Here is a 19,124-nt window from a genome sequence, read left to right as displayed (position 1 = left end):
ACGCGCCTCTCCGCCGCGCTCGCCCCGGGAAACGCGGGCCGCTCGTGGACGGCGTCGCGCCGCGAGCGGCGGCGGCTTCGGGCCGGGAAGAAAGGCATGATCGGGCGTGGCCCCCGGCGCGGATCAGGCGTGGATCCCGGCGTCGAGCCCCGCGCGGCCGGCGTCGAGCCCTGCGTCGCCAGCGTGGCCAGCGTGGCCAGCGTGGCCAGCGTGGCCAGCGTGGCCAGCGTGGATCGAGCGCAGGAGGCGCCGCACCGCGCCGGCGTCGGGCAGCCGGTAGGCGGCGCGGCTGCTCTCGTTGCCGACGTGGATGGTGTACGCGGACGGCGGCAGCGCCGCGAAGATGTCTTCGTCCGTGCGGTCGTCGCCGATCGCGATCACCGCCGCCTTCGCCGGGACGTCGTCCAGGATGAGCGGCACCACCCTGCCCTTGTGGACGACGCGCGGCCGGATCTCGACCACCTTCGCGCCGGCGAGGAGCTCCAGGGTATCCATGGGGAGGCGCTCCTCGAGGCGCGCGCGCATCTCGCGCACGTGCTGGCTCGCCAGCTCGGGCTCGGCCGTGCGGTAGTGCCACGCCAGGGTCACCGTCTTCTCCTCGATGAAGCTGCCCGGGGTGCGCCGGGTGAAGCCCTCGAGGATCGCCCGCGCCTCGCCCTTCCAGGCGGCGGTGTCCGGCTCGAGCGCGACCCAGTCGCCGCTCGCCTTGGGCCGCGACCAGAAGCCGTGCTCGGCGTGCAGGTGGAGCGGCAGCGCGCCGAGCCAGCGCTCGAGGTCGGCGCGCCGGCGGCCGCTCACGACGTGCACGCGGTCGCGCTCGGACAGCGCCCCGAGCAGCGCGAGCAGGTCCTCGTCCGGCGCGGCGAGATCAGGCACCGGCGCGAACGGGACCAGCGTGCCGTCGTAGTCGAGGATCCACACGCGCTGGGGCGCGAGGCGCATGCGCTCGACGACGCCCTCGGGCATCCCTCGGCGCGACGGCGCGGCGGCCCCCGCGGGCTCCGGCGCCGCGGCGCGGTCGAGCTCGTCGAGGAACGCCTGCGCCCAGGTGTGGACGTCGTGCGTCGCCACGCGGCGGCGCAGCGCCGCCATCCGGCGCCGCTGCTCGGCGGGCGGCATGGCGATCGCCTGCTTCACGGCAGCGGCGACCGAGCCGATGTCGTACGGGTTGACGGAGATCGCCTCCGCGAGCTCGGAGGAAGCGCCCGCGAACTCGCTCAGGATCAGGGCGCCGTCGTCGTCGCCCCGCGCGGCGACGTACTCCTTCGCGACGAGGTTCATGCCGTCGCGCAGCGGGGTCACGAGCATCACGTCGGCGGCGAGGTAGAGCGCGACCACCTGCTCGAACGGCAGCGAGCGGTGCATGTAGTGGATCGGCGTCGCGAACGTCGTACCGTACTGCCCGTTGATGCGGCCGACCATCTCGTGCACGACCCGCCGGAAGTCGGCGTATGCACCGGCCATCTCGCGCGTGGGCACGGCGAGCTGGAGGAAGCGGACCTGATCGCGCAGCTCCGGCTCGCGCTCGAGGAACCGCTCGATCGCGAGCAGGCGGCGCGGGATCCCCTTCGTGTAATCGAGCCGGTCGATCCCGAGCACGATCTTGCGGTCGCGCGCCTCGGCGCGGATGCGCGCCGCCTCCTCCCGCACGCCGGGGTGGCCCGCGAGCCGCTCGATCTCGGCGGCGTCGATGCTGATGGGGTGGACCCCCAGCGCGACCGTGCGCCCGTCGTGCTCGATCATCGCCTCGCCCGGGTCGACGCCGAGCACGTGCGCCGCCGACGCCGCGAAGTTCCTGCGGTAGGCGGCCGTGTGGAAGCCGATCATGTCCGCGCCGAGCAGGCCCCGGACGATCTGCTCCCGCCACGGGAGGATGCGGAAGACCTCGGCGGACGGGAACGGGACGTGGAGGAAGAAGCCGATCCGGGCCCCGGGGAGGCGCCGCCGGAGGAGCGCCGGGAGGAGCAGGAGCTGGTAGTCGTGCACCCAGATCGCGTCGCCCGGCGTGTACTGCGCGGCGACGACGTCGGCGAAGCGCTCGTTGACGCGCTGGTAGGCCTCCCAGTCGAGCTCGGCGTCGAGGTTCACCTTGTCGAGCAGGTAATGGAGCAGGGGCCAGAGGACGCCGTTCGAGAAGCCGTCGTAGAAGCGGTGCTGCTCCGTGGCGCCGAGGTGCACGGGCACGGCGCGCATCCCGGCGAGCGCCACGTCGGCGTCCCTTCGCTGCTCCGGGGAGAGGCTCGCGACGCTGCCCGGCCAGCCTATCCAGATCGCGCAGTGCCGCTCGTGGGGGCCGCGCATGGCGGCGGCGAGGCCGCCCGAGGAGCGCGTGAGGCAGAGCGCGCCGCGGTCGACGCGCACGCTGATCGGGAGACGGTTGGAGACGATGAGCAGTCGGGCCATGGAACTCCCCTCCTCGACGGCGACGAGGCGCCGGGCGCGAGGCGCGGCACCTCCCTCGTCCGCCGGGCCCGAGGCGCGCCGGCGCAGGGACGAGCCGCGCGCCGCGTGGCGCGGTGCCGCGAGCCGTCGGAAACAAACAGGGCGCGACGCCCACCGCGGGATCGCCGCGGGCGAGCGGCCGAACGAATACTTTGAACTCAAAACATACCGCGCGGCGTCGCGCAAGCTGATCCGGCACGCCGGAGGGCGTCGCGCGTCGATTGATCCCCGACGTCGCGGCGCGTCGAGCGCCGATGGAGGGCGACGCGGGTTGTTGGACCGACAGGTACGCGGGCAGGTCGAGCGCGAGCTGGAGGCCCCCCGCTCGCGCGCGCGGGGCGCTACGCGCGCACCTCTCGCTGAGAGCTCGAGCTCAGCAGCGCTGATGCCCTGCCGAAATTATTTTGATCTCAAACAATGAGCAGGCTAGAAATTCTGTCATGAGCCTGTCCTTCTCCGGGCCGAAGGGGTGGATTGAGCAGCGCTGGATCGTGTATGCGCTGATGCGCGACAGCATCCAGCACCACCTCGAGGACGGGCGGCCGAGCGCGGAGTTCGCGACGATCCATGGCGCTGCCGGGGCGCTCGGCGGGCAACGCGTGGTGCTCCCTGCGCGAAGGCTCCACGACGAGCTCAGGCGCGCGCGGGCCGAGCTCGCGGGCCGCCCGATCGACGACCTGGCGATCAGCGGCCGGACCCGCTCGGTCCTCAGCCTGCGCTGGCCGCCGCCGGAGGAGATCGAGACGATGCTCGTCACGGACTGGGGGGACTCGGTGCCGCTGCTCGGCGCGCCATGCGGCGACAGCCTCGACGACGTCTTCGGCCACCTGCTCGATGGCCTCTTGCGCATCACGGAGGGGGCATCCGAGTCGGATCACGTCGAGATCATGGACCTGTAAGCGCAGCCTCGCCGGAGATCACTCCTTCGACAGATAAGCGATGATGAAGCACATCTCCTGATTCGTCCCTTCCCCCCAGGGCACGTCCTGCGGCGGGAGGGAGAACTGCCCCTCGCTGTCCACCGTGTTGTCCCATGTGCACTCGGTGACGAAGCGATCTCCAGACGCCCAGCGCATCGGCTCGTCGAACATGTAGAGCGCCTGGTGGTGGAACTCGAACTCGCCGCGCGCGGCGCACTCGCTCGCCCCGCCGTCGCGCTCGATCCAGGCCCGGTAGGAGCGGCCGAGCACGTGCATGTGCGGCATGACGCCATACACGAGCAGCGGCGGGCCCTCGTTCGGCGCGGCGCTCCGCTCGGTGTGCGACTCGGCGCCCGCGGGGATCGTGAAGGGGACCGGGCCGAACACATCCATGTAGACCTCGGCGCGGGGCGCCTCGCGCGAGAGCTCCAGGCGGTAGCCGGATCGATCGCGCGCGTCCGAGTTCCTGCGCCCGAAATAGTGCATCTGCATCACGAGCTGCTCGCCGGGCTCGACGCGGACCCCGGCGCCCTCCGGCAGCCGCGTCACCCCGACGCCGGGCGCCCAGCTGTGGAGCAGCTGCCAGTCGAGCTCGATGACCGGATCGCGGCACGGGAATGCGCGCGTCCCCGGCGGGACGCCGTAGCCGATGCCCGCGTCGCCGCCGAGATCCCGGTACACGGCCATGTGGTGCACCACGGCCGGATTGCCGACCTCCGCCTCGAACGCCGTGATCCAGGCCGGCTCGGAGAAGGGGTTGTCGATGATCGTGCAGAAGTACTCGTTGCCGTCGTCGTCGAGGGAGACGTCGTGGTCCTCGGGCATCTCGAGCGTGGCGTCGGGCGCATCGATGGTGTCCGCCCGGCCCCGCGGCGGCGGCGCATCGACCGGATCGCCGAGCGGAGCGCCGCCGCGCGCCCACGCCTCGAAGAGGAGGCGCTCCTCCTGGCTGAGGCTCATCCTCTCCGCGCCTTCGTAGCTGCGGCAGCTCGGGTCCAGCACCGGCGGCGGCATGTCCCCCGCGCTCACCCGCAGCGACATGAGCGCGGCCAGCCGCTGCGCCGTCGCCGCGTCCGTCAGCGCCACCCCGCCGACGCCCGCGCCGTCGTGGCAGGAGGCGCACGAGCGCTCCACGAGCGGCTGGATGTCCCGGAACCACGTCACCTCCGGCCCCGGCGACGCGGGCGCCTCCCCGTCGCCCCCACACCCCATCGCCCCCATCGCCCCCATCGCCCCCATCGCCCCCACCGCCCCGAGCACGAACACCACCACGCTCCGCGCCCTGCGCACAGCTTCGCCCCTCGTCATCCCACGCCTCCTGTCGTCGGCCGGCTCAGGAGCCGCATCTCCGCGAGAGCTCCTATCAATCGACCGTTTCAAACACTTGTTTAATAGCCAGTCGGCGATGTGTCAAGGACCGAGCTCGACGACCGCGGCATCGATGTTGAGGACGGAGCGGCGCGTGTCGGCGCGCGTGCTGATACCGGCGCACATCCAGGACGGGGGGGCCGCGCCGCGCGCGCTCGGCTAGGATTGCCGCCATGCGCACCCCCCGCCCTCTCCTGCCGCTGGCGACGGCCCTGGTCCTCGGATCCTTGCAAGGTGCCGGCTGCTCCGGCGAGTCGCCCGCTGACGCGGGCGCGACCGCCGGCGGGTCGTCGGGCCCCGAAGGGCCGCGCTGCGAGCCTTCGGGCGGCGGGCCGCACTGGCTCCTCGAGGGCGAGACAGTGACGTTCCCCGTGACGTGCGCGACCGGCCTCGCGCTCCCCGACGGCGCGATCGAGGTCGGCCCGCTCCCCGACGGCGCCACCTACGACGCGGTCGCGCGCGAGGTGACGTTCTCACCCGGGCTCGACCAGGCCGCCGTCTACGAGATCGAGATCCGCGTCGCGCAGACGTCCGAGGTCGGGCGCGTCAAGATCGGCGTCGCCGACGACTGGGCCGATCCGGCGAACGTGCCTGTCGTCGATCCGGCCCGCTATCCCGAGGAGTACGGCCTTCCGGTGCTCTTCCTCTCACCGACCCCCGAGACGAAGGAGTACGCGCCGGCCACGGTCGTCTACCGCGGCCACACGTACGCCGCCGAGGCGGAGCTCCGCGGCGAGAGCTCGCTCGCGTATCCGAAGAACAGCTTCACCCTCAAGTTCCCCAAGGAAGACAAGTTCAACGAGCCCGACGAGGCCGGCGGGTTCACCGATCGCCGCAAGGTCGTGCTCGTCAGCACGTTCGACGACAACTCCTATGTCCGGCAGCGCCTTGCGTACGACCTCTGGAACCGCATCGATCCGGAGCACATCCAGATCAAGACGTACAGCGCGGTGGTGTACCTCGAGGGGCAGTACGTGGGGCTCTACACCGTCGCCGATCACGTCGACGGCTACCTGATGGAGGACCACGGGTATCCGCAGGACGGCAACCTCTACAAGGCGGTCAGCCACGACGCGAACTTCGCGCTGACCGCGCGCGACGAGCCGAAGGAGACGCTGCACGACGGCTTCGAGAAGAAAGAGGGGACGCCGCCGGAGGGCGAGCCGGACGCGTTCGCGGACCTGGAGGACCTCGTGAGCTTCGTCGCCACGTCCGATCAGGCCACGTTCGCCGCCGAGATCGGGTCGCGGATCGATCTGCGCGATTACGAGGACTGGTGGATCTTCGCCACGTTCATCATGGCCGACGACTCGGCCGGAAAGAACAGCTACCACTACCACGATCCGGCCGGAGGCGGCGTCTTCCGCTACGCGCCGTGGGACTTCAACGCGAGCTTCGGCCAGACGTGGGAGACGGAGCGCCAGCCGGCCTCGGATCGCGTCGAGTACTTCAACGTGAACCTCCTCTTCCAGCGCCTCCTGGAGGAGCCCTCGATCGGCGATCCGCTGCGCGCCCGGTACGGAGAGGTCCTGCGCGGCGCGCTCGACGACGCCGAGATCCAGGCGATCGTGGACGGCTACGTGGCGCGCATCGACGCGAGCGCGCGCCGGGACGAGGCGAGGTGGGGCGAGGCGTACCGGAGCTACGAGGGCTGGAGCTGGCGCGACGACTTCACGACGTACGAGGAGGAGATCGCGTACCTGAAGGCGTGGCTCTCGGAGCGGTGGCAGCACCAGGACGCGCTCTACTGAGCGCCGGCGGCGCGCCTCGGCCCGGGCTGCGAACCACGGGTGGCTGAGCCGCGAACCACGTTACCCGGAGCGCGCCCGGCGGTCACGGCGCGCGCTCGCCCCGGCGCCTCGTGGAGCCGAGGCACGCACATGCGGGAGCACACTCCCGTCCCGGATGCATATTTCTCTCTTCGTCCGCATCATGCGAGAGTGCGCGCGCATGCCTTCCACAGCGCCCTCTGCGATGCGCCTCGCTGTTTCGGAAGCGCTGCTGCTCGCGGTCGCGATGACCGCCAGCGCAGCGCGCGCGCAGCCCGCCGACGCGCCGCCGCCCGAGCCTCCGCCCGAGGGAGACGTGGGCGGGGCCTCCGTCCCTCGCGGCGGGGCCGGCGCGGTCGTCGTCCCCCAGCCGGGCACGGCCCAGCCGGCGCCGCCCACCGCCATCACCCCGCCGAAGCTGATCACGTACGCCCCGCCGGCGTATCCGGTCGAAGCCCAGCAGGCCGGCGTCGAGGGGAGCGTCATCCTCAAGCTCGACATCGACAAGACCGGGCGCGTCACCAAGGCCGAGGTCCAGACGCCGGGCGGGCACGGCTTCGACGAGGCCGCGCTCGCGGCCGCGCCCGGCCTCGTGTTCGAGCCGGCGCGGCGCCCGGACGGCACGCCGGCGCCGGCGCGCATCCTCTACCGGTACGCGTTCACGCTCACGCCCAAGCCCGCCGACACGAAGGCGCCGGCCCCGCCCGCCGACGTCGAGACGGTCGTCGGGACCGTCCTGTCGGCGAGCACCGGCGAGGGGCTCCCGGACATCTCGGTCAGCCTCCTCCGGCCCGACGGCGGCCGCGAGGACGTGAAGACCGACCAGCGCGGCAAGTTCCGCTTCAAGAACCTCCCTCCCGGCAAGTACCGCGTCGAGGTCGCCGCCGCGGGGTTCGAGCCGTTCACGGCCGAGGAGGACATCGCGGAGGGCGAGGCGATCGAGGTGCGCTACCGCATCTCGCTCGCGGCGCCCAAGGACGGCGCGGCGCCGGGCATCGAGGTGACCGTGCAGGGCGAGCGCCCGCCGCGCGAGGTGACCCGGAGGACGCTCGAGCGCCGCGAGATCGACCGCATCCCGGGGACCGGCGGCGACGCGCTGCGCTCGCTGCAGAGCCTGCCCGGCGTCGCGCGCAGCGGGTTCGGGCTGCTCATCGTGCGCGGGTCCGCGCCGCAGGACACGCTCACGTTCATCGATCGCACCCCGGTGCCGATCATCTACCACTTCGGCGGCCTCTCCTCGGTCGTGCCGACCGAGATGCTCGAGAAGATCGACTTCTACCCGGGCAATTTCAGCGCCGTGTACGGCCGCGCCATGGGCGGCATCGTCGACGTCGGGCTCCGCTCGCCGAAGCAGGACGGCAAGTACCACGGCGTCGTCCAGCTCGATCTGATCGACGGGCGCGTGCTCCTCGAGGGGCCCGTCCCGTACCTCAAGGACTGGAAGTTCATCGCGGCGGGCCGGCGGAGCTGGGTCGACGCGTGGCTCGGGCCCGTGCTCAAGGAGGCGGGCTCCAGCGTGACGCAGGCGCCCGTCTACTACGACTACCAGTTCGTCCTCGAGGGCCGCCCCTCCCCCAGCGAGCGCGTGCGCGCGAGCTTCTACGGCTCGGACGACGCCTTCAAGATCACCCTGGACAAGCCGCCGGAGGACGAGCCGGCGCTGACGGGCGACTTCGGGCTGCACACCGCCTTCCAGCGCCTCCAGCTCAGCTACGAGAACCGCCTGGGAAACCGGGACAGGATCCTCTGGTCGCTGGCCCTCGGCAGGGACGTCTTCGACTTCGGGGTCGCTCCCCTCGCCTTCAACATCACCACGGCCTCGCTCGACCTGCGGCTGGAGTACTCGCACCGGTTCGCCAGGTTCCTCACGATGAACGTCGGGACCGACCTCTCGAGCGGCATCGCGACGGTCAACCTCCACGCGCCGACGAGGCTGCCTGCAGGCCATCCGTCGAACCAGCCGTTCTCGACGCTCCCCGCGCAGGACCAGTCGTTCGACGGCCCGTACTCCCGGCCGGCCGCCTACGCCGAGTTCGAGGTGGTCCCCTCGCCGCGCGCGCGGATCGTCCCCGGGGTGCGCGTCGACTACGCGCTCGACACGCACACGCTCGACGTGAGCCCGCGGATCAACGCGCGCTACGACATCCGGAGCGGCTTCCCGCGGACGACGGCGAAGGGCGGCGTGGGCCTCTACTACCAGGCGCCCCAGTTCCAGGAGAGCGTCGAGCCGTTCGGAAACCCGGATATCAAGTCGAACCGATCCATCCACTACGGCCTCGGGGTGGAGCAGGAGATCACGCCGCAGATCGACGTGACGTTGGACGGGTTCTACAAGCAGCTCGATCGGCAGGTCGTCTTCTCGGCCGAGAAGGACGGATATGCCAACGACGGCACCGGGTACGCGGTGGGCGGCGAGGTGCTCTTGAAGTACAAGCCGGACGACCGCTTCTTCGGCTGGGCGGCGTACACCCTCTCGCGGTCGGTGCGCACGGACGGCCCCGGCGAGGAGGAGCACCCCACGCCGTGGGACCAGACGCACGTGCTGACCGTGCTCGGGAACCTGCAGCTCGGCCGGGGCTGGGAGGTCGGCGCGCGCTTCCGCCTCGTGTCAGGCAACCTGCAGACACCCTATGTCTGCGATCCGGAGCAGAAGGGGTGTGATCCGAACCGGGTGAACGCGATCTACCATGCTTCCTCGGGCAAGTACTCGCCCTTCCCGCTCGGCGGCGACTACAGCGAGAGGATGCCGCTGTTCCATCAGCTCGACGTCCGCGTCGACAAGACGTGGCGATTCAAGAGGTGGCAGCTCGGGCTCTACCTGGACGTGCAGAACGTCTACAACTACCAGGCTGCGGAGGGCATCAGCTACAACTTCAACTACACGAAGCGGGAGTACGTGACGGGGCTCCCCTTCCTGCCCACGCTCGGGCTGCGAGGAGACTTCTGATGAAACGGACCCGACTGCCCGCTCGCCGCGCGCTGCTCGCCGCGCTCTCGACCCTGGCCCTCGGCATCCCCTGCTGCGCAGGGAGCGACCTGGCTCCGTCGTCCGAGGTGGAGGCGCTCCGCGTCCTGACCGTGACGGCGGACAAGCCGTACGCGGCGCCGGGCGAGCGCGTGACATTTCAGATGACGTACGCCGACGCGCTGGGCGACGCCGACGGCAATCCGCGCAAGGTCGAGGTCGCGTGGATCGGGGGGTGCGTGAACCCGCCTGTCGGGGTGGATGAGCATCTCGGGTGCCTCCCGCAGTGGCTGGGCACCTACATCGCGGGGATGAGCCCGCAGCCGGGAGGAGCAGGCGGCGGCACCAACGACGGCGGCGGCGGTGGCGGCAGCGGCGGCATCGGTGACGGTGGTGGTGGCGGCACCAACGACGGCGGCAGCGGCGGCGACGGTGGTGGCGGCGGCACCAACGACGGCGGCAGCGGCGGTATCGGTGGTGGCGGCGGCAACGGCGGGCAGGAGGAGCCGACCGCACTCTTCGAGCGGCAGGAGATCGAGCCAGGGCTGAGCGGCAAGCCCAACGCGGTCTCGTTCACGTGGGCGCTCCCCGACGACATCCTCAGGCGCAAGGACGCAGGGCGCACCGCGACCGGCACGAGGTACTCGTCGGCCTACGTGCTGTTCGCCTTGTGCGCCGGCAAGACGCGGCCGTCCCCGGCGCTGTCCGCAGCGCTGGCGGCGGTGCTGTCAGGCGCCGAGCCGTCCGCGGCGCTGCTGGACGACCTGTCGGTTCCACTGGAGTGCGTCGACGAGGACGGGAAGGTGCTCGGTCCGGACAGCTTCGTCGTGGGCTACACGCAGGTGTATGTCTTCCAGGACCAGCGACCCAACACGAACCCGCCCCTCGACGGCCTCACGCTGAAGCTGGACGACAAGGAGGTCGCGCTCGGCGAGAGCGGCCTGCCCCTCGTGGAGCCGTGCGTCCGGCCGGAAGCGAAGGCCCAGGGATGCAGCCCGGCAGAGCCGGACGCCGACGACTGCACGAGCTACGACATCGACGTGATCGTGCCGCCGGGCGCCGCCGACGAGGACGTGGAGGCCACGGGGCTCGGCGGACCGCCGGCGCGCGAGGCGATCTGGGTCGACTACTACACGGACGGGGGCGAGTTCGACGGGGCGCGGCGCCTCGTGAGCGACGCGGTGACGGGACCCGGCGAGCGCCACGGGACCACCTGGACGCCGCCCTCGAAGCCGGGGCGCGCGTCGCTGTGGGCGGTCGTCCACGACAGCCGGGGCGGCTCGAGCGTGAAGCAGATGGAAGTCGAGGTGAAGGAGAAGAAGTAGCCATGCCGCCGCTCGATCTGCACGTCGCCCTGTTCGGCGCCTCCGGCGCAGGCAAGACGGTCCTCCTGGCGGCCTTCTACCGGGCGCAGACGCAGCCCTCGTTTCAGCAGGAGCACGCGTACAAGATCCAGGCGGTCAACAAGGCGCAGGGCAACCAGCTCCTCGGGCGCTTCTACCGCCTCGAAGAGGGCAGGTTCCCGGACGGCAGCACGCGCTTCGACGCGTACGAGTTCGACTTCTTCCCCAGGGACCTGCCGGACGCGGCGGTCCGCATCCACTGGTACGACTACCCCGGGCGCTGGTGGGAGGACGAGCCGATCGACGCGGACGAGCGGGAGGCGATGCGCCAGGGCCTGCTCAAGCTCGGCATGAGCCACGTCGGGATCCTCCTTGCGGACGGCGCGAAGTACCGCAGCGAGGGGACCGGCTACATCCGGTGGCTCTTCGAGCACTTCGCCGACGAGTGCGACCGGCTGCGCCGGACCAGCGCCGCCGCGGGCGACGAGGTGAGCTTCCCGCGCGAGTGGATCCTCGCCCTCAGCAAGGCCGACCTGTTCCCGCCGGAGTACAGCGCGAGCGACTTCGAGCGCGAGGTCTGCCGCGACGCCGACGATCAGCTCGCGAAGCTCTGCGCCGTGCTCCGCGCCGAGAGCGCGTTCGGCCACCGCTTCATGCTGCTCTCGTCGGTCGCCGCGCCGGTCGACGCCGACGCGCAGGTCGACCCGGGCACCTCGCTCGGCGTGCGCACGCTCGCCCCCGCGATCCTGGTGAGCACCGTCGAGGGCGCGGTCCGCGAGGCGCAGGCCACGAGGAAGGAGAGGTCGGCCGGAGAGACGTTCTTCCAGGGCCTGCGCGATCTTGTGACGTTCGTCGACTCCCTCGACGACTTCCTCCCGAAGCGATACCAGATCGTGAGCAAGATCCTGCGGTTCGTCTCGATCAAGGACTTCGCGACCACGCGGCTCGACAGGCTCCAGAAGACCCGCGAGGGCGCGATCCGGAGGGGCGACGCGTTCACGGCGGTCCTGACAGCGATGGCCGCGGCCCTGCGCAACGACGAGGGAGCGCGGGCCTACCACCAGAACCAGTAGGACAGCCATGCTCGCGCCCGCGCCAGCGCCCGTCGTCGAGACATCGCGCCTCCTCTGGAGGACGCGCGGCGAGCACTGGGACTACGAGTTCATCTGCGTGCCCGAGATCCCGGCGCTCCCCGCCTGGCTCACGACGCTCGAGGCCATGATCGGCGACGCCGACGCGAGCGCAGGAGAGCTCCGTTATGGCCTGCTCGAGATCGACGAGCCCGGGCCGAGAGGGTCTCTCGTGTTTCCCTACGTGGCGACGCGGTTCCTCGATCCGGCGCGGAAGGACTGGACCGGAAGGCGGGTCCAGCACTTCGCCGTGTGGTTCCCGCCGATCCCGGAGGAGGCGATCGAGGGGCTGCCCGGGGCGATCCCCGCCGACTGGCACCTTCGCGTGCTCGCCGGGCTCGCTGGGACGTACGGCTCCGGCGAGGTGTTCGGGCTGCCCGAGGCGGCGATCCGCGCGTCGAGGCGGGGTGATCGGGAGAGCCGGGCGGCGCGCGCGATGGCGATCGTGAAGCGCACGCCCCCGGTGGCGCTGCTCGAAGGCGAAGCCGCGCCGGCGCGGTGGAAGCGGTTGCCCACGCTAAAAAAAAAGCGCCTGGATCCTCCGGGCGCGGTGAGCCTGCAGGTGGCGGGAGCAGGCGATAACGGCAAGCGCCCGGGACTCGGCTGCTTCGCGGCCTGTCTGCTGGTGATCGTCGCCGTCGGTCGACTGATGATCGGATGGGTGGGGGGTTGAGGCTGAGGTATCCCTCAAATTCTCCGGAAAATTCAATCGCTCATGCGCACCTGCGCGGCTGTCCGCCAGCGCGCATGGTGGGGGCGGCTGCGGTGACATGCAAGCCATCCCTGGACGTGGCCACTCACGCCGGATGTCGGATGATCGTGGCTCGACCCGCCGGCGCCTACTATGCTCGCCCCGATCGCCGCGCCAAAGGCGGCGCGCCATCAACGCATGACGGAGATCCGCAGTGAATGACCATCCCGCATTGACATCTGGCCGTGCCGCCGTCGTGACCGGCGCCGCCAGCGGCATCGGCCTCGCGGCCGCCGAGCGCTTCGCGCGCATGGGCCTGAAGGTCTGTCTCGCCGACCTGGACGGACCGGCGCTGCACGAGGCCGCCGGGCGCGTCGCCGCCGCCGCGCCCGGCGGCAAGGCCGACGTGCGCGCGGTGCCGACCGACGTCGCCAGGCTCGAGGACGTGCAACGGTTGAAGGAGGTCGCCTACGACGCGTTCGGCGAGGTGGCGGTCCTGATGAACAACGCCGGAGTCGGCGGCGGCGGCAAGCCGTGGAAGGACGTCGACCGCTGGCGGCGGCTCATCGAGGTCAATCTGTGGGGCGTGATCCACGGCGTGCAGGCGTTCACCGAGGCGATGATCGCGCAGGGCACCCCCTGCGCCATCGTGAACACGGGCTCGAAGCAGGGCATCACCACCCCGCCCGGCGACGCTGCCTACAACGTCTCGAAGGCCGGCGTGAAGGTGCTGACAGAGCAGCTCGCCCACGAGCTGCGCAACGTGGCGGGCTGCAAGATCACCGCCCATCTCCTGATCCCGGGCTACACATTCACCGGGATGACCGCGAGGGGCCCGGAGAAGCCCGCGGAGGCCTGGACCGCGGATCAGGTGATCGATCTGATGATCGACGGCATGGCCCGCGGCGACTTCTATCTGCTCTGTCCCGACAACGCGGTGACGCGCGAGATGGACGAGCGCCGCGTGCAGTGGGCGGCGGACGACCTGATCCGGAACCGACCTGCGCTGTCGCGCTGGCATCCAGAGTACGCCGAGGCGTTCGCCGCCTTCATGGCGGGCGCGGCGAAGCCCTGACGGGGCAGGCTGCCCGGAGCGCGCGCCGCGCGCAGGCGAGGCGGGCTCGGCCCCGGGCAGCATAAAGATCCGTCGCTGTAACAGGAGAGCTGCACAGGTTGTTTTCAGCCGCCCGAATTGAATGTTTCACTTCGTGTGATGGTCGGGCCCCTCACAACACGACATCGCAGAGATCTGGCGTGTCGCGCGGCTCCTCATGTTGACGCAGATCGTGCGACGAGGTCCTCGACGAACGGTCGCCCGCGGCCCAGTCTACCCGCCAGCTGTATGGTCTCGCTCCCTGCCCGCCCCCTTCAGACCCACTGGTGCAACGAGGGCACGGTAAAGATCTGGTGTCCCGCGCCGGCGCTGATGGTCACGTGTGTCACCGGAGTGCTGGTGGAGGCGGGCGCCGCGGCGATCGAGGAGGCGATGTTGCGGCGCGTCGCCGAGGAGGGCCGAGTGCTGGTCTTCAACGACTGGGAGGCGATGACCGATTACGAGCACGTGACGCGCACGCGGCTGACCGAGGCGACGGTTTCCGTCCTCCATGCGATCGAGGGAGGTCACTTTCTGCTCCAATCCAGGGTGGTCATCTTCGGGGTTCAGATCGCGAATACCGCCATCCGCAAGCTGACCGTCCATCCATCGCGCGCGGTGTTCGAGCGCGCGCTGGAGGACGCGCTCCGCCAGCGCGCGCCGGAGGGCACGGGGTAGTGCTCGGGTCGGCCCGCACGGCTGGCGGGAAGCTACGATCCGGATGGATGCTTGTCTGTCAGCGTCCACGCGCTCCAGTGGGCGTAACGCGCGGAGGCGTGCACGCGCCGCCACCCGCGATCGGCGAGCGCCTGCACCAGCACCTCGCGGAGCCAGGCGTGGGTGACCGCGAGCACGCTGCCGCGCTGGGCCGCGAGCTCGACCAACCACTCGGCCGCCTCCCCCGCGCGGCGCTGCACCGCAGCGGGCGGCGCCTCGCCGCGGAGCGCCCCGTAGGCCTTCCTGAGCCCGATCGCGAGCGCCCAGACCGCGAGCGGCGCCCGCGCGTCGCCGAAGGGCGGCGCCGGCTGTTCCACCTCGCGCAGGAGCGCCGACGTGGCGATCTCGGCGCCGGGGACGAGCAGCTCGGCCGAGGCGCGGGCGCGCGGTAGATCGCTCGCGACCACCGCGCCCGCCTGCGTCGCCAGGCGCTGGAGCGCCGGCGGCGGGAGCTCCCCGGGCGCCAGGCCCGCGGCGTCGTAGGCGTCGCGCCAGCGCTGGAACCCGGCGGCGTCGATCCAGCCAGTGTGGACGTGCCCCGAGCGGCCGTGACGGACCAGGATGATGCGCGCGCTCAACGTCGGTCCTCGCGAGGTCCGTCCAGGGGAATCGCAGAGCCCCTCCTGGCTGTCAAGACGCGGACCGCCGAGCTCTCGCCGCGTGGAGCCCCCTCAGTCTCGGGCGTGTTTTTTGGCATCCCGACGGATCGGTAATAGGGTGTCTCGTCATTCCCAGGCCACAACAGAATTATCGATTCATTGAAAACCACGTTGCGCGGACCGTGCTCTCGGGAGACCCACGTGAACACCCAAATGACAAGTGGCGTGGTCGACGGCGGCGCCGATGCAGCCCTCGTGGATGTCGGAACGTGAACCCGCGTGTCCGATTCACCGCCGGAGAAGATTGATCATGAGCACTTGGAAGACGCCCAGCGCAACCCTCGTCGTCTCTCTCTCGCTGGCCGGAGTCGCTGCACCGGCCACGAGCAACGCTCAGCAGGCTGCGCCGGGCGCGGCCGCGGCGCAGCCCGTGGAGGAGCCCCGTCCTGCGCCTCCTCCGCCGGTCGAGCAGAAGAAGGCCGATGACAAGCCTCTCGTACGTGTCTACGGGATCGTCAAGCCCACGGTCGTCGTGGGGAACGGCCTCGAGTCCTTCGGCAACCCGAACTACACCGCCCCGACGGCCGCGGTGAACCCGCTGTTCCTCGCCGATCCAGACGCCGTCGGCCTCACCTTCCAGGCGCAGCAGACGCGCCTCGGCGTGGCCGTCGGGGAGGGCACGCCCGTGAAGGGGCAGGTCGAGGTCGATTTCGTCGATTTCGGCAAGTCCTCGCCGGCTCAGGGGACGAGCCTTCGCGTGCGTCAGGCGTTCCTGGAATGGACTCCCGGCGACGGGCACAAGCTCACGCTCGGCCAGACCTGGGATCTGTTCTCGCCGCTGAACACGCACACGTACAACCTCGTGGGTGGGATGTTTCAGTCCGGGAACTCGGGCTTCGTGCGCCACCAGTTCATCTACCTGGCGAACCTCGGCAGCGTCGAAGTGGGCGCCGCGCTCGGCCTGGTCAGCCAGAACGTCACGGCCATCCTCAACAACGTCGAGTATTCGCGCACGCCGACCGTCGCGCTGCGCGCGAGCTATCGCGCCGAGAAGACCGCATGGGTGGGCGCCTCGGTGATCGGCACGCGGCTCGCCTTCGACGCGAACCTGCCGACCGAAGAGGGGCGGCTGGCGCTCGGCGGCAACCTGTTCGGCGAGATCACGGCCGGCTCGCTGAACGTGCGGGCCGAAGCGTACGGCGGGAAGAACCTCGCCAACCTGGGTCTCCTGACGCTCGGGCAGGGCTATCGCACGAACGACGTCGCCGAGGTGGGCGGCTGGGTGTCGGGGAAGGTCACGTTCCTGGACAAGCATTCTTTGCACCTCGTCGCCGGGACCGCGGTGGTGCTCAGCACCGACGAGATGCAGCTCGGCTACACGCCCGGAACCCCTGCGGCGGGCGGCGCGCCGGCCACCGCGCCCGCGCGCGTCGCCGCCAATGGTCCCGGCATCGAGCGCAACGTGACCCTGCGCGCGGGGTATGCGTTCGCGCCCATGAAGGGGCTCTCGATCGTGCTCGAGCCTTCTCTGTTGCTCACGCGCCACAAGCTCGATCCGGCGGCCGCAGCGCAGGAGGACGCCGATCGCACGGGCTGGGGCGTCGAGGCGGGCGGGCTCTACCAGTTCTGACGGCGCTGACGGCCCCCGCGGCGGAGCGCTCAACGTCGCCCGCTCCGCCGGCGCTCTCCCCGGCGTTCAGGCGAGGATGGAGCGAAGATCTCCGCGAGGAAATCGACGAACACGCGCACCTTCGGCAAGAGGTGGCGATTCTTCGGATACAGCGCGTGAATCGGCCAGGTCGTCGTCGGGAATTCGTCGAGCACGGTCACGAGCGTCCCCGCGGCCAGCGCGTCTTTCGCGAGGAAGTCGAACATCGCGATGATCCCGCTCCCGGCGATCGCGAGGCGCCTCAGGACATCCACGTCGTTCGCGTGGAACGGCCCGGAGATGGGCACCTCGAGCACGGCGTCGCCGTCTCCGGTCAGGAAGCGGAACCCTGAGGGCCGCCCGTCGCGCAGGTACCCCACGCAGTCGTGGTGCGCGAGATCGGCCGGCGCCGCGGGCGCGCCGCGCCGCGCGATGTACGACGGCGCCGCGCAGTGGACGATGCGGCTCGCGCCGAGCCGGCGGGCGACGAGGCTCGAGTCACCGAGCGGGCCGATGCGCACGAGCAGGTCGAGCCCCTCGGCCACGGGGTCGACGTGCTGATCGCGCAGCGTCAGGTTGACCCGCACGTCGGGGTAGCGCGCCGCGAAGCGCGGCAGGCCCGGCGCGATCACGTCCCGTCCGAGCGCCACCGGCGCGTCGACGCGCAGGAGCCCCACCGGCTTCTTGCTCGCGCGCGCGATCGCCTCGGTCGCCTCCCCGAGCTCCTCGACGATGCGGACGCAGCGCGCGTAGAAGGCCTGCCCGTCGTCCGTCAGGCGGAGCGAGCGCGTCGTGCGCGCCAGCAGCGCCACGCCGAGCTCCTGCTCGAGGCGCATCACGCGCCGGCTCACCGCGGACGGCGTGACGCCGAGCCGGCGCGCGGCGCGCGAGAAGCTGCCGGTCTCGACGGTGGCGACGAGCAGCTCGATCGCGGCGAGCGAGATCATGATCTGTGCTGAAATAGCACAGGTGACGTTCCCTCGCGCGGACTACTGCGCGCGGAGGAACGGATCTACGGATGGGGTGTCCAGGGAAGATTGGAGGACACGCCATGAAGACTGTCATCATTCGGAAGAACGCTTCGGAGTCGGACGCGTGGACGCTCGCCGAGCGCCCCGCGCCCAAGCCCGGTCCGGGGCAGGTGCTCGTGCGCGTCCGCGCCGCGTCGATCAACTACCGTGACCTCATGGTCGTGCGCGGCCGGTACGGCGGGGAGCGCAAGGAGGACCTCGTCCCGCTGGGCGACGCGGCGGGCGAGGTGGTCGCGATCGGGGCCGGGGTGCGGCGCTGGAAGGAGGGCGATCGCGTGATCTCGACGTTCTTCCCGACGTGGGCTTCGGGGCCGTTCCGCGGGGAGTACCGTGCCACGGCGCTCGGAGCGGGCGGGAACGACGGGGTGCTCGCGGAGCTGGTGGTATTCGGGGAGGACGCGATCGTCCGCGCGCCGGCGCACCTCGGCTTCAACGAGGCGTCGACGCTGACGTGCGCCGGGGTGACGGCGTGGACGGCGCTGTTCGAGTCGGGGCCGCGGCCGGCGCCTGGGGCGACGGTGCTCGTGCAGGGGACCGGCGGGGTGTCGCTGTTCGCGGCGCAGCTGGCGCGGGCGGCGGGGCTGCGGGTGATCGCCACGTCGTCCAGCGCGGCGAAGATCGAGCGGCTGCGCGCGCTCGGCGTGACCGAGGCGATCGACTACCGGAAGCAGCCGGAGTGGCACGAGGAGGTGCTGCGGCTGACGGGGGGCGAAGGGGTGGATCGGGTGATCGAGGTGGGCGGCGCGGGGACGCTGCCGCGATCGCTGCAGGCGGTGAAGACCGGGGGCGTGGTGAGCCTGATTGGGCTGCTGAGCGGGGTTGGGAGCCAGATCGATCCGATGCCGATCCTGTTCCGCGCGATCCGCGTCGAGGGGGCGGTGGTCGGGTCGCGGCAGGCGACCGTGGAGCTCGTGGCGGCGCTCGAGCTGCATGGGATCCGGCCGGTGGTCGATGAGGTCTTTCCGATCGAGCGGGCGAACGAGGCGCTCGCGAAGCTCGCGGCGGGCAAGCACTTCGGCAAGGTGGTGATCGGGCTCGACTGAGGCGAGGCGGCGGCAAGGAGGCGGTGCTCGCGAGCGAGCGCGGCACGGCACGGCGCCGCGCGGTGAGCAGGCGCCGGACACGACGGGCTGACAGCGGCGCGGCCGGAGCTGCGCGACGTGGCGTGCACGGCGACGTTCCCCGCGAGAGCGGATCACCCGTCCGGCATGTGTGGGAGGGATGTGCCAGCCGGCCGTGATCTGTGCCAAGTGAGGGGGGGCCGGCACCGGCACAACCGCAATGCATTGCGACACACCGGGTGCCGGACCCCCATGAAATGCTCCGTGGAGCGTTTTCGGGTGTGAATTTGTGCCAAAGAACGCTCAGTTTTGCGCAATTTCGTGCCATTCACCCCCCGGAAGCGCGG

General features: G+C 71.2%; 14 protein-coding genes. 10 read left to right on the top strand and 4 right to left on the bottom strand.

The features are described 5' to 3' along the window. Positions 1-123: 123 nt before the first annotated feature. Complete coding sequence (locus tag WMF19_RS18995; RefSeq protein ID WP_437900386.1) at positions 124-2,403, bottom strand: bifunctional alpha,alpha-trehalose-phosphate synthase (UDP-forming)/trehalose-phosphatase; 2,280 nt, start codon at positions 2,401-2,403, stop codon at positions 124-126. 479 nt (positions 2,404-2,882) lie between these two features. On the opposite strand from WMF19_RS18995, the gene WMF19_RS18990 reads away from it, so the two are divergent. Next, positions 2,883-3,341 (top strand): hypothetical protein, encoded by a 459-nt coding sequence (locus WMF19_RS18990; RefSeq protein ID WP_437329989.1) that lies wholly within the window; start codon positions 2,883-2,885, stop codon positions 3,339-3,341. A gap of 18 nt (positions 3,342-3,359) precedes the next feature. Here WMF19_RS18990 and WMF19_RS18985 read toward each other — a convergent pair whose 3' ends face one another. Continuing rightward, a complete protein-coding gene (locus WMF19_RS18985; RefSeq protein WP_437900385.1) occupies positions 3,360-4,670 on the bottom strand; it encodes a hypothetical protein in 1,311 nt (436 codons plus the stop codon). 233 nt (positions 4,671-4,903) lie between these two features. On the opposite strand from WMF19_RS18985, the gene WMF19_RS18980 reads away from it, so the two are divergent. From WMF19_RS18980 to WMF19_RS18950, 7 genes are all read left to right on the top strand, one after another. Beyond that, a complete protein-coding gene (locus WMF19_RS18980; protein ID WP_437900384.1) occupies positions 4,904-6,481 on the top strand; it encodes a CotH kinase family protein in 1,578 nt (525 codons plus the stop codon). A gap of 223 nt (positions 6,482-6,704) precedes the next feature. Beyond that, positions 6,705-9,446 carry a TonB-dependent receptor domain-containing protein gene (locus WMF19_RS18975; RefSeq protein WP_437900383.1) on the top strand — a complete coding sequence of 914 codons (2,742 nt, stop codon included), beginning with the start codon at positions 6,705-6,707 and terminating at the stop codon, positions 9,444-9,446. Beyond that, positions 9,446-10,789: a hypothetical protein gene (locus WMF19_RS18970; protein ID WP_437900382.1), complete on the top strand. Its 1,344-nt coding sequence runs from the start codon at positions 9,446-9,448 to the stop codon at positions 10,787-10,789. The genes WMF19_RS18975 and WMF19_RS18970 overlap by 1 nt, the downstream gene beginning before the upstream one ends. Positions 10,790-10,791: 2 nt before the next feature. Further along, positions 10,792-11,880, top strand: coding sequence for a TRAFAC clade GTPase domain-containing protein (locus WMF19_RS18965; RefSeq protein WP_437900381.1), 1,089 nt, complete (start codon positions 10,792-10,794; stop codon positions 11,878-11,880). 7 nt (positions 11,881-11,887) lie between these two features. Continuing rightward, entirely contained in the window at positions 11,888-12,610 is a 723-nt protein-coding gene (locus WMF19_RS18960) for a hypothetical protein (protein WP_437900380.1), read from the top strand. 232 nt (positions 12,611-12,842) lie between these two features. Further along, complete coding sequence (locus WMF19_RS18955) at positions 12,843-13,703, top strand: SDR family NAD(P)-dependent oxidoreductase (RefSeq protein ID WP_437900379.1); 861 nt, start codon at positions 12,843-12,845, stop codon at positions 13,701-13,703. A 267-nt stretch (positions 13,704-13,970) separates the two neighbouring features. Beyond that, on the top strand, positions 13,971-14,399 hold the full coding sequence (locus tag WMF19_RS18950) for a hypothetical protein (protein WP_437329976.1): 429 nt from the start codon (positions 13,971-13,973) through the stop codon (positions 14,397-14,399). Between the two features lie 32 nt (positions 14,400-14,431). Here WMF19_RS18950 and WMF19_RS18945 read toward each other — a convergent pair whose 3' ends face one another. After that, positions 14,432-15,016: a histidine phosphatase family protein gene (locus tag WMF19_RS18945; protein WP_437900378.1), complete on the bottom strand. Its 585-nt coding sequence runs from the start codon at positions 15,014-15,016 to the stop codon at positions 14,432-14,434. 331 nt (positions 15,017-15,347) lie between these two features. Here WMF19_RS18945 and WMF19_RS18940 point away from each other — a divergent pair, with 331 nt between their 5' ends. Next, on the top strand, positions 15,348-16,667 hold the full coding sequence (locus WMF19_RS18940; RefSeq protein WP_437900377.1) for a hypothetical protein: 1,320 nt from the start codon (positions 15,348-15,350) through the stop codon (positions 16,665-16,667). A gap of 29 nt (positions 16,668-16,696) precedes the next feature. On the opposite strand, the gene WMF19_RS18935 is transcribed toward WMF19_RS18940, so the two are convergent. Beyond that, the gene (locus tag WMF19_RS18935; protein ID WP_437900376.1) at positions 16,697-17,632 is read right to left on the bottom strand and encodes a LysR family transcriptional regulator; all 936 of its coding nucleotides are present in this window, start codon (positions 17,630-17,632) and stop codon (positions 16,697-16,699) included. 104 nt (positions 17,633-17,736) lie between these two features. Here WMF19_RS18935 and WMF19_RS18930 point away from each other — a divergent pair, with 104 nt between their 5' ends. Continuing rightward, entirely contained in the window at positions 17,737-18,759 is a 1,023-nt protein-coding gene (locus WMF19_RS18930) for a zinc-dependent alcohol dehydrogenase family protein (RefSeq protein ID WP_437900375.1), read from the top strand. Positions 18,760-19,124: the final 365 nt, after the last annotated feature.

It is taken from the genome of Sorangium sp. So ce124, assembly GCF_051525235.1.
GTDB classification, from domain to species: Bacteria; Myxococcota_A; Polyangia; order Polyangiales; family Polyangiaceae; genus Sorangium; species Sorangium atrum.
The sequence above is the reverse complement of the archived record's forward strand: the minus strand, read 5'-3'. Positions and strand labels throughout refer to the sequence as shown.